Annotated in this window: 14 protein-coding genes and 1 pseudogene; 3 read left to right on the top strand and 12 right to left on the bottom strand. The window is 36.3% G+C overall.

What is annotated here, in order from left to right:
* Positions 1 to 16: 16 nt before the first annotated feature.
* From hppD to HGD76_RS01230, 5 genes are all read right to left on the bottom strand, one after another.
* Complete coding sequence (gene hppD / locus HGD76_RS01250; RefSeq protein ID WP_210967695.1) at positions 17 to 1,111, bottom strand: 4-hydroxyphenylpyruvate dioxygenase; 1,095 nt, start codon at positions 1,109 to 1,111, stop codon at positions 17 to 19.
* A 236-nt stretch (positions 1,112 to 1,347) separates the two neighbouring features.
* Positions 1,348 to 2,058: an SDR family oxidoreductase gene (locus HGD76_RS01245; RefSeq protein WP_210967694.1), complete on the bottom strand. Its 711-nt coding sequence runs from the start codon at positions 2,056 to 2,058 to the stop codon at positions 1,348 to 1,350.
* Positions 2,059 to 2,157: 99 nt separating this feature from the next.
* Positions 2,158 to 3,513 (bottom strand): NYN domain-containing protein, encoded by a 1,356-nt coding sequence (locus tag HGD76_RS01240; protein WP_168694733.1) that lies wholly within the window; start codon positions 3,511 to 3,513, stop codon positions 2,158 to 2,160.
* Positions 3,514 to 3,580: 67 nt separating this feature from the next.
* Positions 3,581 to 4,801 carry an exodeoxyribonuclease VII large subunit gene (gene xseA / locus HGD76_RS01235; RefSeq protein ID WP_168694732.1) on the bottom strand — a complete coding sequence of 407 codons (1,221 nt, stop codon included), beginning with the start codon at positions 4,799 to 4,801 and terminating at the stop codon, positions 3,581 to 3,583.
* Positions 4,802 to 5,012: 211 nt separating this feature from the next.
* Positions 5,013 to 5,789 carry a DUF4351 domain-containing protein gene (locus tag HGD76_RS01230; RefSeq protein ID WP_325064824.1) on the bottom strand — a complete coding sequence of 259 codons (777 nt, stop codon included), beginning with the start codon at positions 5,787 to 5,789 and terminating at the stop codon, positions 5,013 to 5,015.
* Positions 5,790 to 6,067: 278 nt separating this feature from the next.
* Here HGD76_RS01230 and HGD76_RS01225 point away from each other — a divergent pair, with 278 nt between their 5' ends.
* A complete protein-coding gene (locus tag HGD76_RS01225; RefSeq protein WP_168694731.1) occupies positions 6,068 to 6,976 on the top strand; it encodes an RpnC/YadD family protein in 909 nt (302 codons plus the stop codon).
* A 506-nt stretch (positions 6,977 to 7,482) separates the two neighbouring features.
* Positions 7,483 to 8,931: an IS4 family transposase gene (locus HGD76_RS01220; RefSeq protein ID WP_168694730.1), complete on the top strand. Its 1,449-nt coding sequence runs from the start codon at positions 7,483 to 7,485 to the stop codon at positions 8,929 to 8,931.
* A gap of 340 nt (positions 8,932 to 9,271) precedes the next feature.
* On the opposite strand, the gene bioF is transcribed toward HGD76_RS01220, so the two are convergent.
* The 3 genes and pseudogenes from bioF to HGD76_RS01205 form a co-directional block, all read right to left on the bottom strand.
* Positions 9,272 to 10,441: an 8-amino-7-oxononanoate synthase gene (gene bioF, locus HGD76_RS01215; protein ID WP_168697324.1), complete on the bottom strand. Its 1,170-nt coding sequence runs from the start codon at positions 10,439 to 10,441 to the stop codon at positions 9,272 to 9,274.
* Between the two features lie 6 nt (positions 10,442 to 10,447).
* On the bottom strand, positions 10,448 to 11,089 hold the full coding sequence (gene ruvA / locus HGD76_RS01210) for a Holliday junction branch migration protein RuvA (RefSeq protein ID WP_015080791.1): 642 nt from the start codon (positions 11,087 to 11,089) through the stop codon (positions 10,448 to 10,450).
* Positions 11,086 to 11,436: pseudogene (locus HGD76_RS01205) on the bottom strand (HAD-IIB family hydrolase); the annotation flags it as partial. The pseudogene HGD76_RS01205 and the gene ruvA, both read right to left, overlap by 4 nt.
* A 47-nt stretch (positions 11,437 to 11,483) precedes the next feature.
* Between HGD76_RS01205 and HGD76_RS01200 the strand changes: the two are divergent.
* Positions 11,484 to 12,260, top strand: a complete 777-nt coding sequence (locus HGD76_RS01200) for a sucrose-phosphate phosphatase (protein WP_168694729.1) — start codon at positions 11,484 to 11,486, stop codon at positions 12,258 to 12,260.
* 42 nt (positions 12,261 to 12,302) lie between these two features.
* Here the strand turns inward: HGD76_RS01200 and HGD76_RS01195 are convergent, their stop codons facing one another.
* The 4 genes from HGD76_RS01195 to HGD76_RS01180 all read right to left on the bottom strand — a co-directional run bounded on the left by HGD76_RS01195 (position 12,303) and on the right by HGD76_RS01180 (position 16,491).
* Positions 12,303 to 14,720: a WD40 repeat domain-containing protein gene (locus HGD76_RS01195; RefSeq protein ID WP_168694728.1), complete on the bottom strand. Its 2,418-nt coding sequence runs from the start codon at positions 14,718 to 14,720 to the stop codon at positions 12,303 to 12,305.
* Positions 14,721 to 14,729: 9 nt separating this feature from the next.
* Positions 14,730 to 15,539, bottom strand: coding sequence for a toll/interleukin-1 receptor domain-containing protein (locus tag HGD76_RS01190; protein ID WP_148766030.1), 810 nt, complete (start codon positions 15,537 to 15,539; stop codon positions 14,730 to 14,732).
* Positions 15,532 to 15,987 (bottom strand): hypothetical protein, encoded by a 456-nt coding sequence (locus HGD76_RS01185; RefSeq protein ID WP_233467002.1) that lies wholly within the window; start codon positions 15,985 to 15,987, stop codon positions 15,532 to 15,534. The genes HGD76_RS01190 and HGD76_RS01185 overlap by 8 nt, the downstream gene beginning before the upstream one ends.
* Positions 15,988 to 16,293: 306 nt before the next feature.
* The gene (locus HGD76_RS01180; RefSeq protein ID WP_168694727.1) at positions 16,294 to 16,491 is read right to left on the bottom strand and encodes a hypothetical protein; all 198 of its coding nucleotides are present in this window, start codon (positions 16,489 to 16,491) and stop codon (positions 16,294 to 16,296) included.
* Between the last annotated feature and the right edge of the window lie 178 nt (positions 16,492 to 16,669).

Raw genomic sequence — 16,669 nt, 5'->3', positions numbered from 1 at the left:
TCGGTTTTAACCGACTTTAGCTTTTAGACAGGGAATTTATTCCCTGGCTTGAAGGGAAATCAATACCGCGTTTAATTTGTTCACGTTCAATAGCTTGAAATAAAGCCAGAAAATTACCTTCTCCAAAACCTTGGGCAAAAGAACGACGTTCAATAAACTCAAAGAAAAAAGTTGGTTTTGAAAAAATTGGTTGACTGAAAATTTGCAATAATAACTGACCTGGGTGAGAATTTTCATGCCAGTCTACCAGAATTTCCTGATGAGATATAGCTTGTAATTCTTCAGTTGACAGAGAAAATTTATATCGTTGTTGTAGCTGGGAATAGTAACTTTGGGGAACAGAAAGAAAAGATAAACCAGCAGCGCGAAATCGAGAAATTGCATTCACAAGATCAGGTATTAATAAAGCAATATGTTGAATACCTGCCCCTCGATTTACATCCAAAAACTCCTGAATTTGCGAACTAGGCGAAGCCGGTTCATTAATTGGTAATTGAATATTACCATGAGGTGAAATCATTACCTGACTATGCAAACCAGAACGATCAGTTTTAATATTAAAAGTTTGTTGAGGTTGAAAATCAAATATTTTTTGATACCAATTAACAGCAGTTTCTAATTCACCAACTCCCACATTCAAAACTAGATGATCAATCGCCGTAATAGAATCATGTAAAATATTTTTGTTATCTGCTATTTTTGCGGTATTTTTAGTAATTAACGTATGATTTAAACCACCCCAAGCAGCAATTTTGGCATACTGACAAAATCCAGCATCTTCAACAGGTTGGAGAATCCTAGCCCCATTACTTATAGCCCTTGCTGTCAAAGCTTCCACATCATCAACTACAAAGGCTATATCAGCCACACCAGGAGGATGTTGACGCAAAAACTCAGCCACCGGGCTAGTCGGTAAAATCGCAGAAGAAAGTAAAAAGTAGACAGATCCACTTTTCACCACTTCTGTCCGAGTATGTAACGATTTTTGATGATGAGAAAGACTTGGAAAAAAGCCATCATTTACTGTTTGAAAACCAAGACAATAAACAAACCAATCTCGCCACCTTTGGGCATCTTCGACATAAAAGTGAACGTGATCAATTTGCAGCATAATTTATTTTAAATCCAGTATTTACAAAAAAAGGGAACAGGGAACAGGGAACAGGGAACAGATAAGAAACACTCATTTGCAGCAGTTTAGAGCTTCTGTCAAAAAAAAGATGTTTTTAAAAGATGCGTAAGCACCAAAAAAACAGTGTCATTATTTCAATCTCATGTTTAACTCAAACATGAGTTTTTCCTGTTAGAAAGTTGCCCGTTCCCTATTCCCTCTGAATCTATGACATACTAAAAAAATAAATGACTCTCAGGTTGAATATTAATTTCCATGGGTATAGCCTGGGGTTCGGCAGATAAAGCATAAAAAATAGCATTTGCCGCAGTTTCACAACTAAGCATTTTACTCCGATCTACTTTTAAATTTACCTTATCCCAAAAAGAAGAATCTATCCCCCCAAAGTAAAAAAGCGTAATTTTCACCCCAAAGCGTTTCAGTTCTTCCGCTATACATTTACTAAAACCCACCACACCGAACTTAGACGCAGAATAAGCCGCAGCCATAGGCATTGAATGTTTACCAAGAATACCGACAACATTACAAATATGACCAGATTTCCGTTTTTGCATCTCCTTCGCTGCGGCTTGAGTGGTGTAAAAACAGCCTTTTAAATTCAAATCCAGCATTGCATCTAAATCTGCCGATTCAATGGTGTTGTAGGCTTTGAGAATACCCGCTCCGGCTGCATTTACCAAAACATCAATTTGTCCAAACTGAGCTATTGTCCTTTGAATTAATGCGTCTACCTGTTGGGGTTGAGTAATATCAGTAGGAACTGTCAGAACCTCTCCTGATAACTCATTAGCTAATGCTGCTAAACTTTCCCCGTCTCTAGCTACAAGTACCAACCTCGCACCAGTGGAGGATAACTGACGAGTTAAGGTAGAACCAATACCACCAGTAGCACCGACAATGACAATAACTTTATCTTCTAGCATCATAATATTTACATTTCTTTACAGACTATATTTATAGTACAGTCTATCTCGGTATTCTGGGTTTAATTCTCTAAATCAAATTAATTATCCAAATCCAACAAATCATAGTTCAGATTTTTTCACACCCACTTCCCATTTTTTACCGACTTGCTGAATTTGCAAAGAATGACAAGAATGGAGAAATTTAGCAAAACTACCCCCAATCTTTAATTGTTTGATTTGTTCAGTTATTGGTTTACCATATTGCTGATAAAATTTACTTGCCAAAATACTAATATCAACGGATTTCTGATTATCTACCTTGCTTAAATTAGTCAAAATATTCTTGATTGCTTGCTCTAAATCTGCGGGAGAATTAATAGGAGATAATACTTTTGATGTCAGAATTTCCTGTTGTGAATTATCCTGAGTATTTTCTGATTTCGATTGATGATGTTCAAAAAGGGTGACATATAATTCAGATTTCTCATCAATTTGATGAACTACAATCTCAGATGGATAGTGAATAAATACGTCTTTGGCTTGCTTACCGGGAAAGTGATGAGCAATAATTTGGCTAATGGTTAATTGATGTTTGCTTTTAAATAATTTAGACAGAATCGAAAGCTTAATCCAATAACTTTTAGTTTGTTTTTGTTGTAATTTAATCAAACCCTTCATTTGCAAAAGAAACTGCTCTATAGATGGTATCTCTGGCAAAGGTTTAAGAGAATAATTAATAGTTTCACTTGTTAAACTATTGAATACTTTAATATTTTCTCCATGCTGAGTAACTTGATAAACTAATATCCCATTTTGTTGTAGTGTATTACATAAGTTTGTCATTACCTTATCTGACGAACAAACAAACACCTCCTTCACATGAGGATAGCGTTCATGAATAGAAGAACCCACCGCAATCATTTTACCATCAGCATTATCTCTACCAGCAGGAACATGAATTAAATCATAGCCACGTTCATGTAATTCTACATCCAACTTTCCGCGATTTGACCAATTAGCAAAAGCAATTTTAACTTGTACAGGACAATGACAAATTGTACTTAAAAACTTTTCTGTATTCGTGTTTAGTTGCAGGTTTTCTGCATCTAAAAGCAAAATAGTTATACTAGCAGATTGTCGTTGGAGTAAATGGTTAGTATTTACATCAATATTTTCTGGATTTAGCTGCTCAACAGCAGATATTAAATCCGATAGTATTTGTGAATCAAAGGCTGCGGGAACAAGCACCGCTTTAAGTGATGATTGCAGTTTTTGTAATAATTCATCCCAGCTTTGAGTTTGACTGAGTATGGCTGTGAATTTTGTACTTAAAGCCGATTTATTTGTAGATATTTGCCAGTTAATAGTTCGATATTTTGCAATCAAGAATTCTGGTTGCTGTTTTTGAATAGCAATAATTGATTGACAAATCTCGACAGAGATTTTTTGTAATAAGGCAGAATCATGATAGGACATAGCTTACAGCGTACAGTAGAGCATCCTGAGTATGAAGCCTCAAGTCTGAAAATATATTTTCCAGCACTCAACCTTCAGTAACTTCTATAACTTTAACTGTTACCTTACCTTGTGCCAACTGAATCACTAAATTTTCTCCTATAGTTAATTCTGATACAGAACGAGGAATTACACCATTTTCTGTTATCACCACTGCATAGCCACGCTGTAAAACGGACTTGGGATCAATACTGGCCAATTTTTGTCGTAACATTTCTAAGTGTTGGTCGGCCTGTTGTAATTTTCCCGTTGTTACCTGTAATAATTGCCGATGTTTCCAAGATAACTTGTCTCTTTCCTGTTCTACTTGTCTATCTAACCGCAATTGACGCAACCGATGTTTTAATCCTTGAAGTTGCTTTTCCCTAGCTGCTAATGATGAATTTACGGCTGTACACAAGTCTGTAATTCGCTGTTGGTGTTGAATTTGCAAATCAGCCAATGCAGGTACTACGGTTTCCGCTGCGGCTGTTGGTGTATGTACGCATAAATCGGCCACCAAATCAGTTAAGGATTCATCCCTTTCATGTCCGATACCAGTAATAACGGGAATTGGACAATTAGCAACAGCCATAACCACTCTTTCATCATTAAAACAAGCTAATTCCTCAACAGCACCACCACCTCTTGATAAAATTAATACTTCTGCACGTCCATCTTTTTTGACTCTTTCAATGGCTTTTACAATGGACGCTGGTGCTTGTTCACCTTGTACTGTTGCGGGAGAAAATAAGATGTTTAAGCCGGGATATCTATGTTTAAGGGTTTTTTGAATATCACCCCAAGCGGCTGCTGTTGGGGACGTAATAACGGCGATAATTTGCGGATGTGAGGGAAAGTATCTTTTTCTCTCTGTATCAAATAGTCCCTCAGCCTGTAAGCGATTTTTCAGTTGTTGATAGCGTAATGCCTGTAAACCTACACCAGCAGGTAAGGCTTGCCACACTGTTAATTGATACTCTCCCCGTTGCGGGTAAATACGAATACTGCCTAAAATAATTAACTGTTCACCAGGAACTGGCATTTGTGCTAATTTTGCTACTTGACTTTTCCAAGCCACGCACTTAATCGCGGCTGCACTATCAGTATCTCTTAATGTAAAAAATAACCCACTCTGGTGATGATTTGTGCTGGAAACTTCTCCAGTTACCCACACTTGTCTGAGAATTTCATCTTGTTCTAAGAGTAATTTTAGATAGTCGGTTAAACCAGCTACGGAAAGGGCGGTATTAGGAAAGTCAAAGGTCATAGCAGTAGGTGGATATGAGGTGACATATTGTGAATATTTTTGTTAAAAATCTGATGTTGACTTTAATTCTTCCATGCTTTTGATCACTTCTACCAATTTCTGAATATGTCCTAACTCATGCGCTTTTGCTTAACCCAACCTAAAAAAATAGCTCATGTATTGGAATACTAATCAAAGTGTTGACGTAATCAATTCCCAGATTTTCACTTTTTTAATCAGTATTTTGTTGTAACCAGTTTTCTAAATCAGCCATAGCAGAAAAATCAAAGATACTTTCTCCTAATGTTTCTAATTGAGAAATTGATAACTGGCGGATTTGTGATGCAATTGCTATATCTAAATTACCAAACCGCTTTGATAATAAACGAATAATTAAATTAGCTTCACCTTGTTGTTCACCTTGCTGTAAACCTTGCTGTAAAACTTGTTTGAGGATTTCGTTATACCAGGGTGATTCTCTTAATACTGTCATATCCCACCTCATGATTTGTTGAACTATTGGTATTTCTAGGACAAAGGATGCAAAAAACGATAATAAGGGTTCTAAATCGCTTAACTTTTCATTTTCTCGCAGTTTAATTACTGCTTCTCTGACAATTGCTTCTTCTCCACCTCCTTTGAGAATGGGTATAAATGGTAATAAAGTTGTTAAGTTTTGCTGAAATACTAAACTAGCTTCAATTTCCCAGAGATTAATTACCCGATATTCTTGATAACTCTTCATTCCCATAAACTCCTGTTCATAGAAGTTGGGAATGTTGGGTGTTTTGACATGGGGTAAAATATTGATAAGTACGGGATATATGGGTAATTTATAACGTTCCCGTGCTAAAGCAATATAAGCCGTCATTCTCAGAGGCATTATCTCGTTATAACGCAATTGTAGATCATTGAGAATTAAAAATTCACCCTCTGGATTTTCGGCTTTAATCAGTACGTCGTTATCGCGGCTAATCCATTGAAATTCTGAGGAAATAAACTCTTTCACCCGAATATCTTTTCTTTGTGTTACCCATTGTACCCAATTATTAGGCGAGACTGATTAAGCGTTTACTACCAATATCTACTTTTTTGGTCATGGATTGATGATTGGAAAATGAAAAAAATTAGAGGAGAGTTCTTAATTGAGTTAGTATTATTGTATCATAAAGGTCTAATGCCTTGATTTGTGCAGATCATTGATAATTTCCCTCACGCTTTGAGAATCGGGATATTGAACACGCTGACGATAAAACTTTATATACTGATATAAGAAAATACTGATTTATGACAAGACAACCGCACGACCAACTTGCTAAAGAATATCTAGAAGAATTATTAGCACCTTTAGGAGAGGTCAAAACCAGTAAAGATGTAAAAAGCGAAGTTCAGGAAATAGATGTTTGGTTTGTTCCGACAACAACAGTTATAAATTCTGAATTAGGATTATTAGGAAAAATGGCGGTTACAAGCTGTCTTTTTGAACCTTACCGTAATGCACCTAATGAGGTAGAAATTAGGAGTTGTTTGTTAAAATTGTATAGTGTTCAGGGTGAATTGTTAAGACAAGCGAAAAGAGAAAAACGTTCTATCTCTGAAGAAGAATTACCCTTTCTATGGATTTTAACACCCACTTGTTCTGAAAGAATCTTGGAAGGGTTTGGAGCAAAAACAAAGGAGGGATGGGAAAAAGGAGTTTATTTTCTGCCAAAATACCAGAAAGCGGCTATTATTGCTATTAACCAATTACCCATAATAGAGGATACACTATGGTTAAGGGCAATGGGAAAAGGCAAAACTCAAACTGAAGCTATCAGCAAAGTTGTTGAACTTTCACGAGAGAATGATAAATGGAATAAACTGGTAGAAATTTTCGCATCTTGGCAGAAAAATTTAGAATTGAATAGTGATGTTAATGATGAAGAAGTAAGGGAGTTAATTATGAGTTTATCACCAGCGTATCTAAAACAACGGGAAGAATGGAAACAAGAGGGACTTGAAGAAGGAAGACAGGAAGGACAACAAGACGGACAGCGTTTGATGGTCGAGAGTTTGTTAGCGGTGCGTTTTGGTAATTTAGATGAGGAGTTATCTTCTATTATCAGTCAGTTGATGGAACTTTCTCTCACAGAAAGAACTCAGTTATTACTTAATCTTTCCCGTGAGGAATTATTAGCTAGGTTTAAAGTTGATTAGATGTTCTGAAAAAAAATAGAGGCGTTTTAGTCAACGTCTCTAAATTGCGTCTAAATCAAACTTTTCATCCTGGGATTCTTCAAAAACTTCTGGGTATATATATATCAAGAACGCGGATATAATTTTAATGCCGTTTCTCCCAATTTCCAACAAAATTATTTATGGGACTTAAACTCAATACCCGTGAATGAAATTAATAGCCTACAAATAATTACTAATATTAATTCTGCAAATATTAAGGCATAAAAATAACTTCAGTTTAGTCTAAACTCCAGGCAAAATGTATCTAAAATTATATGATCATGAGATTTTTCTTGAATTTATAAATCATCAATCTTGTCAATTATTTGAAATCAAATTTAAAAAATCATAAATGTGTCATTTTTTTCGTCGAGAATTTTTATTCCTGCTCCAAAATGAGTAGCCTGATAGTATATATTGACAAAATATGAAAGAATATTTAAGCTTTATAAGAGTTTATTTCAAGTCATCCTTGACAGTTTTGTATGGGAATTCAAAAAGAACATCATCAGATGCTTACTCAGTTTACGACAGAATATGATCTGCAACCAATTGCAAAACATTTATCAACTATTATCAAAGAATCTTTGGCGAGTGTTTCATCAAGTAAATGTCGTCAAGGAACGATTCTAGTACCAACGTTTGTCATTTGGTTTGTAATTCTCTCCACTATCCGTCGTGATTTAAGTTATTTAGGAATAATGGATTGGATGATATCAGGATTGAGGTGGTTATCCTGTTGTCTACCAAAACAACTTATTTCTGAAGGTGCTATGAGTCATGCCAGAGTTCGTATAGGATTAACAGTTTTTCAACTAATATTTAAAAAACTCACTTCTAGTTTGACAACATTGAAATATGACTTTCATAAATGGACTACAGTAATATTTGATGGTTCCACAGGTACGACACCTGATACTGAAAGTAATCGTGATAAATTTGGGAAGTCTAAATGTGGTCGAGGAGAAAGTGCTTTTCCCATGCTGAGAATAGTCACATTAATATCAGCATCAACACGCCTGATCCTAGATTTTACCTATGGTTCGAGCCAAGGTAAAGGAACTGGTGAAAGGACTTTAATGACTAAATTACTGGCACAATTTAACCAGAAAAACTTATTATTTTTATTAGATGCTGGTTTATATTCCTTTGCAACTATTTTTAGTATTCGTACAAAAGAATGCGACTTTTTACTTAGGGTAGCTTCTAATGTTAAACTACCTGTTATCTCTGATTCTCGTTTGCCAGATGGATACATGGCTAGATATCCAGATGGAAGTTATTTATCAGAAATTAATGGCAAAATTCTCAATTTAGAAAAATCTACAGAATCGCATAAACAATGGAATCAGGAAAGTATCATTGTCCGAGTTATTGAATATCAAATTCCTGGTTTTCTCCCTCGTCGTTTAGTTACTAGTATTATTGACCCTAATATTTCTGCCAAAGAATTAATTATTCACTATCATTGCAGATGGGAGGTGGAAATTAGTTTCTGTGAAATAAAAACACATCAATGTGCTACGCTCAAAGGACAAATGCCCACTATTTTTCGGAGCAAAACATCTGAATTAGTCGAACAAGAACTTTATGCTATGTTAATTGCTTATAATCTACTCCGCGATTTAATTTACCAATCTGCTAACGAATATAATAAAAATCCTTTACTCCTTAGTTTTCTTGAATCTTTGCAACTAGTTATAGATTTAGTACAACTCATCAGCCATTCATCCTTAAAATTACGAGAAATTCAACATCAATATTTATTATCATTAATTTCCCAGTCTGAAATTGATCGCCCCCGACGAAAACGTATTAATCCCCGTGTTGTCAAAATTAAAATGTCCAAATTCAAGCGCAAAAACTCTTCCCATAAATCTGAAATCAGAGATATAGAAAAAGACTTGAAAATCCTTCCCCCACAAGCAGTTTGACAATTTCATTCACGGGTATTGAGTTTAAATTTCTACACACAAACATACCCAACATACCCAATAGGGAGAATCCTGCCCAAATATTAGCTAGTAGGTTGGGTTGACGCAAGGAAAACCAACATTTCCTATAATTATAATTGTCTGAATCAGGATATCCAGGATTTAAGGATTTACAGGATTTAATTTTTTGCCAAACCCCTATAATGGCTGAAAAAGAAAATCTCTTCCTTTTCGTCTTTGCTCCTTTGCGACTTTGCGCGAAATAATTGTCATTATCGTAACATTCCAGGCGAACTGCTTGCAGCAGCGCTTCGCTATCGCTGCTAAACTCAATAAAGCCTTACCCTTCCATACTTTTAATCACTTCTACCAATTTCTGAAGATGTGCTAACTCATGGGTAGCCATTACAGATATTCTAATCCGGCTGGTGCTAACTGTGGGGGGACGAATGGCTGGTGCAAAGATTCCTGATTCTCGCAAATGCTTTCCGGCTGTTAATGCTGCTGCTGCACTAGATAATTGAAAACATAATATCGGCGATTCTGTGGGGAATAACTTTAAGTTAGGTAAATTCTCTGTAATTAATTGTTTTAAATAATTGACATTTTGCCAAAGTTGCGATCGCCTTTCCGGTTCTTCTTGCACTATCTTAATCGCTGCTAAGGCTGCTGCTGTATCTGCGGGAGAAAGGGCGGTAGTATAAATCCAACTAGGGGCGCGATTGCGTAGAAAGTCAATTAGAGAGCCACTTCCGGCGACATATCCGCCTAAACTCCCCAAGGCTTTACTTAATGTACCAATTTGAATTAATTCTCTACCCGTACACCCGAAATGTTCTACACAGCCAGCGCCAGTTTTTCCCATGACTCCTGTAGCATGAGCTTCGTCTAGAAGTAGCATACTGTTAAATTCTTCAGCTAAATCTAGCAGTTGGGGTAATGGACATAAATCACCATCCATGCTAAAGACGCTATCAGTGATGATCAAACAGCGGCGAAAATTTTTCCTGTGTTCCCGTAACTTTTCTTGCAGTACTGCAGTACCACCGTGCGGATATTCCATGACAGTTGCACCGCTGAGAATTGCTCCCTTTTTTAAGCTGGAATGATTATATTCATCAGATAAAATTAAGTCTCTTTTGCCGACTATGGCCGCAATTGTCCCTAAATTAGCTAAATAACCAGAACTAAATACTAATGCGTCTTGGGTTTGTTTAGTAGATGCTATTGCCTGTTCTAATTCTCTATGTATTTCTCGATGCCCACTGAGTAATCTAGAACCTGTACTACCAGTGCCGAATTGTTGAATAGCAGTAATGGCGGCTATTTGTAAGCGTTCATCTCCTGCTAATCCTAAGTAATCATTACTGGCAAAATTAATAACCTCTTGCCCAGATAAGACCACAGTTGCACCGGGTCGGCTGTGAATAGTTTGCACGGAACGATACCAGTCAGCCCGATGAATAGTGGCGAGAGATTCATTTATCCAAGCATAGGGATTATTATTGATCATGAATTAGGAACACTCTACTTCACTACTGCTAAGATAGGCGATCGCTTGTCTAATCCAATCTTCCACATAGGCATTTTTGGGTAAACCAATATTTTCGCTAACTGTGTGCAAAGCGTGACTGACTTCATGGGCAGTATATCCCAAAGCGAAAAGAGTCATTTGCACTTCTTCTAAAATTCCTGGTGCGGGTCCCCCTGTAGCCACAAAGAAGCCCGCTGATTTGCGCCATTCGATGAGTTTACTCTTTAGTTCTAAACAGATGCGTTCAGCGGTCTTCTTGCCCACTCCAGGGGCTTGAATTAGCATTTGGATGTTAGCAGCGACAATGGCTTGGACTAACTCTGGTAATTCCATTGTATCCAAGAGAGCGATCGCTAATGCCGCACCAATACCGCTAACACTGAGCAAATGGCGAAATAAATCCCGTTCGGAAGGAGAAGAAAAACCGTAAAGCATGGGGATTTCCTCTCGAATCTGGTAATGGGTAAAGATTTGGATCACATCCCCAGTTGATGTTAACTGGTTGGACAAACGCTGGGGAATTTGTAAATCGTAACCTGTGCCATTGACTTCTAAGGTCAAGATGACGCGATTAGGAGTAATGGCTTGGACACCAGCAACGATACCTTTAAGATAGCTAATCATTCTAGGAAACCAAAATATTTTAAACCTTCCATAATCCCAGCAGCACAACGGTTTTGGGCGAGGTAACGGTAGTCCGCAGGATGCTGATGATACCATTGGAGTAACTCTGGACGAGCATTCCCGACAATGATTCCCCGTTCCCTACCGACAGCGAATAAAGCTATATCATTACCTGAATCGCCACAAACAACAGTCTGCTCGGCTGCAAATTTCCACTTCTGTCGTAAAAACTGCATTGCTTGACCTTTATCGCTGGTATGGGGTAAAATGTCAAGGTCAATTTCACTACTATAGATTAACTTTACATTTAGTTGAGTTTTTTGCAACTCGGTTTCAAGTTGTGGTATAGTCAGGCGAATTTGGTTTGAAAACGACTATATATAAGGAGTATACTGTGACTCAATTTCTTTTCATTACCGATCTTGATCACACTCTCGTGGGTGATGATCAAGCAATGGAAGGACTGAATCGCAAATTAGAACTATATCGTCAGCAACACAATACAAAAATTGTTTACTCTACTGGGCGATCGCTATATCTGTATCAGCAACTAGAACAACAACAAAATCAAAAACGAACAGCACTTTTACAGCCAAATATACTCATTTGCGCCGTAGGTACAGAAATTTACTCTTATAATCATCAAGATCAATTGATTATTAATAATCAGTGGTCAGAGAATCTATCTGAAGATTGGGATAGAGAATTAGTTGTAAAAATAGCTGCCAATTTTACTCAATTAAAACCACAGCCGGAAAGTGAGCAAAGACCTTTTAAAGTTAGCTATTTTCTCCAAGAAAAAACGGCTCTACAAATAGTATCAGACTTAGAAAAAGCCTTACTCCAACAAAGTTTAGATATTCAAGTTATTTATAGTGATAACAAAGACCTAGACATCCTACCACGTAAAGCCAACAAAGGTATGTCCATGACCTTTGTCCGCGAATATTTAGAAATAGAACCAGCCAAAACAGTTGCGTGTGGGGACTCTGGTAATGATATTGCCCTCTTTGCCAATAGAAAAGAAAAAGGTATTATTGTTGCAAATGCCAAACAAGAATTACTAGATTGGCACAAAGCAAACCCAAGCAAAAATCGTTACTTAGCAAAAGCTGAGTTTGCTGCTGGAATTGAAGAAGGTTTACGGCATTTTGAATTTTTGGAAGAATAAAACTTAATAGTTCCGTTTTTTTTGATTCAACCAGCTTATTTGTTAATCTCTTGAAGCTCCTAATTCTTCTAAAACAGATATTTGGGCAGGATCTAAATTTTTAACTCCAGAAATATTCATACCCTGGTATGGTTTACCAAGTTCTATGGTGTGAAGACTAATATTAATTTTACTAATCTCCTTATTCTTATCTACCTCTACATCCCAAAACCTAATAGTCTGGTCTTGTCCACAACTAATTAACCTCTTGCAATCAGGAGTAAATACTATAGATTCTACAGCGCGTTTATGTCCTTTAAGTATCTTGACTTTTTTGAATACATATTCATTTTTTTCATTTTTTTCTATTTTCCATAGTATAATAATGCGATCATGCCCGGCACTAGCAATAATTAGTTCTGTGGGGTGACACGCAACAGAAAGTATTCTTTGACCTTCATTCACAGAACATAGTTTCTCCACAGAGGTATTATTGTGATTAATCCCCCATAATATCAGTTGTCTATCAAAACCACTGCTAACCAAAAAGGGTTTAATTTCCTGGGTTTCTGGAGGATTTTCCTGTTCTTTTGGAAAAACTAAACCTTCAGTGTTTTTAATAAAAGCAATACTATGAACTTGATCTTGATGCCCCTCCAGTGGTTTTTCCAAAACCGAAGAGTTTGACTGCTGGTCATTGCTTGGTTCACTATCTACAATGTCTATCAAACGAATAGTCTTATCCCGACTGCTACTAGCTAAGAAATGACCATCTGGACTAAAAGCTAGGGATAACACTCGGTCGGTGTGATTCGTAAATTTGGATAATACTTTTATATTATTCAGATTTCTTAGATCCCATAGAATAACTATATTATCATTCCCTGTACTAGCTAAAATATTTTCCGTAGGATGAAAAGCAACACATCTAACGCGTTTAGTATGTTTTATGTTAAGTAAGTGGTTTGTTTGTGATGTATTTTCTGCTTCAGGATTTATAAGATTCCAGTTGTTATCTTTAAACTGCCAAAGACCAATAGTCTTATCTTCACTAGCACTAGCTAAAAGTGTTCCATCATGGTTGAAGGCTACTGACCAAACCCAATCCTTATGTTTGGAAAGGGTGTAACTAGGAATATGTGTGCGATCATTGTAATTCCAAATATGAATGTTATTATCTTCACATCCACAAGCAAAAATTGATTGATTTTCATTCTTACTAAATGCCACTGACCAGAGGCGATTAGCGTATCCTCTCAAATTATCTTGACATTTCCATTTTTTTTTGTCTTGATCCCAATCCCAGAGTTTGACAGTGCGTCCATCACCACCGCTTATAAAAAATAGAGGTTTATCAGTGTTAGGACTAAATGCAATGCTTCTGATCAAATGTGTATGACCATTTTGGTCTTGGTTTTCTGAAAGAGAATTATCCAATGTGCTAATCAGTTTCCATTTGTCTCCAGTTAAATCAAACAGTAGAATTTTATGCTCACTATTATCAGGTTGATTCTTACAAATACATCCAATTGCAAGAATACTCCCATCGCAACTAAATGCTAGTGTACGTATTTCACTAATATATTTTGTATATTCATAGTCTTTTTCAGATCCGTTTTCAATATAGACTAGCTGGAATTGTAAGTCTTGTTTATTGTTAGTATCGAAAATTTTCAATTTTCCATCTTCAGATCCAGTGGCTATAATTTGTTTTGTTGCATTAAACGCAATACAACGTATTAATTTTTCATGCCTCTTACGTTCTTGGTAGAATATTTGAGGGTTACGTGTACTTAAATCCCAACCAATAAAATCTCCCTCTTGGCTACAACTATAAAGAGTTCTGTCATCAATAAAAGTCATACAATACACATTACTGATGGGCAAACGTATTGTATCTTTCTCTTTAATTTTGTAGAAAGTTATTGCATTTCCATCTCCTCCAAATGCCAGAATATTGCTTTCAGGATCAAGGCTAAAGGCTACTGATAATACACGTCCTGTTTCACGCCATGAGTTGGTTTCCTTAAAATTGAGTTTGCCTGAAGCAAGGTTTTCAATCTCGAACAACTTAACGCTACCATCTTCTGCTGCTAATGCAAATCGTTGAGAATTTGTCCCTGAACTAAAAGCCACTGACCAAATCTGATTTCCTGCTCCCTTTTCAAAAAAACACAGAGCCAAGTTTTCTGTATTATGTACTCGAATTAATCCATGAGCATCGCCTGTAGCAAAATAATTACCATCAGCATTAAAAGCAATGGAGTGAATACATCCTAAAGGTTGAGTAAAAATACAGTTCTTCAGGTCAGAGTCATTAAAATCCACTCCTGTTAAGATAGCGTCTCGGAAGTCAACACCCCAAATATCTATTTCTGATAGATCCCAGTATTGAAAATCTTTTTCCGAGTATAATTGCAACAATAAGTTGAGAATATTTCCTGCTGTATAGTTGTTTTTCAGAAATTTATGTTTTTCCATAGTGTCTTATTAATTTAACAATAGTTGTTGGATTATATTAACAATTTCGTTTTTACTTTTTCCTTTTTTTTCTAGCTTATTTTTAATTTGATTCATAATGTATTTATTTATCAGTAATTCTTGAGAATTTCTATATGCAGTAAAAATAGGAATTTTACCCAATCGAGGCAATATTTTATTTTTGTTTTTATCATTATTTTCTGCAATAGCATCAACTAAATCATCAACTAAATCATCAATAATTTTTTCAATAGCATCAAACCATATTGTAGCGTCTGCGTAGGGATTATCCTTTCTATCATAAATATCTTGAATTACTAAGTCTACTAACTTTTCTTTATTCGGTATTTTTCCTGGCTTTATCTTTATCTGTTCTGCTGAATAATCTTCTGGTTTCTGGCCTTTTATGCCCCATTGTAATAAATCTAAAACACGTTTATTGACAATTTTATTGACTATCTCACCGTCATAAATATTTATATAATTGAATTCTTTCAAAAAAAGCATATCCTGTGGCAAGTCGGACACTCCTGGCAATAACACAGGAATTACTGGTATATTCTGTTTTAAACACATTGACAAAATTACTTTTAATTCCAGTCCTTGCCACATTCCTAATCCACTTTTTCCAATAAATATAGCGGCTGATTTACTTAATGGAATTCCTTTTTGTATTGCATCTTGAAATAAACTTCCTGGACGAATTTCTTCTCCATCTAACCACGAGGTTATACCACGCTTTTCAAGTGCTTCATAAATAACTTTAACTACAGGCTTATCTATACTATTGTGAGCTAAAAAAACATCAAATTCAGCCATTGTTCACTTCCTTTTGTTTTTCCTTGACTCCAGCAATTTCCGCTAATGCGTTGGCATATTTTTCCAAGTCTTTCCTCAGTAATTCTAACTCAGCCCGCAATTTTGTTTCTTCAGACCAATTGCGCTCATGTTCTTTCGCACTCAGATGAGGAGGACGCTGTGCTTCCCATGTTTGTAAGAGAGGATGCCACTTAGCAAGGAAAGGACGCAAACCGTTATTTAAGACTGCGATCGCAATTCCTCCCACTGAATCAATTGATGCTCCCACATCAGGACCTGCTTCCTTTAAAACTTGTCTGGTTACAGGAAACAGGTTGTATAAAGATGTCAAAGCTTCCCGTAAAAGTCCTTGGTCAGTTTCTAAAGGCTGTACTGCAATGCGGGTAACAAGTTCAACAGAAAGTGACCAGGCGGCTTTGCGTTCTGTTGGATCGGCTTCCCATTCCACAGAACCAATACTAAAAGGAAGACTGAATGATACTTTTTTTTTTGATTTTGGCAGGGTCAGATTTAGGCATAATAAGTGAAATTATGTAAAACAATAATCTTAGTTAAGCATCACATAATTTCGCAGGATTTTAGCTAAATATGTCATATTACTTAAAAATCAAACTTTAGATAGTGGACAGGTAAGACGAGAGTATCAAATTGCAGTTCTCGGTAATGAATAGGCGGAACTGCTTGCAGCAGCGCTTCACTATCGCCCTGTAAAGTAGACTATCTTTGTCCCATATTGTTGACGATGACTTTGCACTTAGCGCAGAATTGACGAATGATCCCGTAGGCGCTGATTTTCTGCCCTTAATTCTTTGACTTCTGATTGTAACTGCTCTATTAAATTTAGTAATATCTCTACTGTATGACGCATTGATTCGTCTGCAATCCCTTTTGGCTCGATGGTTTGCAGTAAATTTGATATTAATTTGTCACTCTCAATAATTTTTTGCGTCATGTCTCCTATTCTATGACACTGTGTGTACCTCGTTGCACTTATTTTCCTCTGTTACCCCTATTTATTGAGCCGATACCGAAAATGTATATGTAGGGCTTGCTGAATAAAGCTAAAACCGTTTATTAATAAAGGTTTTACAGATTTTTATCTCAAAAAAATGCACCTATTTTGGGACACC

Origin of the sequence: Dolichospermum flos-aquae CCAP 1403/13F (genome assembly GCF_012516395.1) — a bacterium.
Taxonomy (GTDB): Bacteria; Cyanobacteriota; Cyanobacteriia; order Cyanobacteriales; family Nostocaceae; genus Dolichospermum; species Dolichospermum lemmermannii.
Note: the sequence above shows the minus strand (reverse complement) of the source record. Positions and strands in the feature narration are given on the sequence as shown.

Bases quoted from the DNA above. Each gene is read 5' to 3' on its own strand.
- HGD76_RS01220 (WP_168694730.1), top strand. From the start codon at position 7,483: ATGGGAATTCAAAAAGAACATCATCAGATGCTTACTCAGTTTACGACA.
- HGD76_RS01180 (WP_168694727.1), bottom strand. From the start codon at position 16,491: ATGACGCAAAAAATTATTGAGAGTGACAAATTAATATCAAATTTACTG.
- ruvA (WP_015080791.1), bottom strand. From the start codon at position 11,089: ATGATTAGCTATCTTAAAGGTATCGTTGCTGGTGTCCAAGCCATTACT.
- HGD76_RS01240 (WP_168694733.1), bottom strand. From the start codon at position 3,513: ATGTCCTATCATGATTCTGCCTTATTACAAAAAATCTCTGTCGAGATT.
- xseA (WP_168694732.1), bottom strand. From the start codon at position 4,801: ATGACCTTTGACTTTCCTAATACCGCCCTTTCCGTAGCTGGTTTAACC.
- HGD76_RS01245 (WP_210967694.1), bottom strand. From the start codon at position 2,058: ATGATGCTAGAAGATAAAGTTATTGTCATTGTCGGTGCTACTGGTGGT.
- HGD76_RS01225 (WP_168694731.1), top strand. From the start codon at position 6,068: ATGACAAGACAACCGCACGACCAACTTGCTAAAGAATATCTAGAAGAA.
- hppD (WP_210967695.1), bottom strand. From the start codon at position 1,111: ATGCTGCAAATTGATCACGTTCACTTTTATGTCGAAGATGCCCAAAGG.
- HGD76_RS01195 (WP_168694728.1), bottom strand. From the start codon at position 14,720: ATGGAAAAACATAAATTTCTGAAAAACAACTATACAGCAGGAAATATT.
- HGD76_RS01190 (WP_148766030.1), bottom strand. From the start codon at position 15,539: ATGGCTGAATTTGATGTTTTTTTAGCTCACAATAGTATAGATAAGCCT.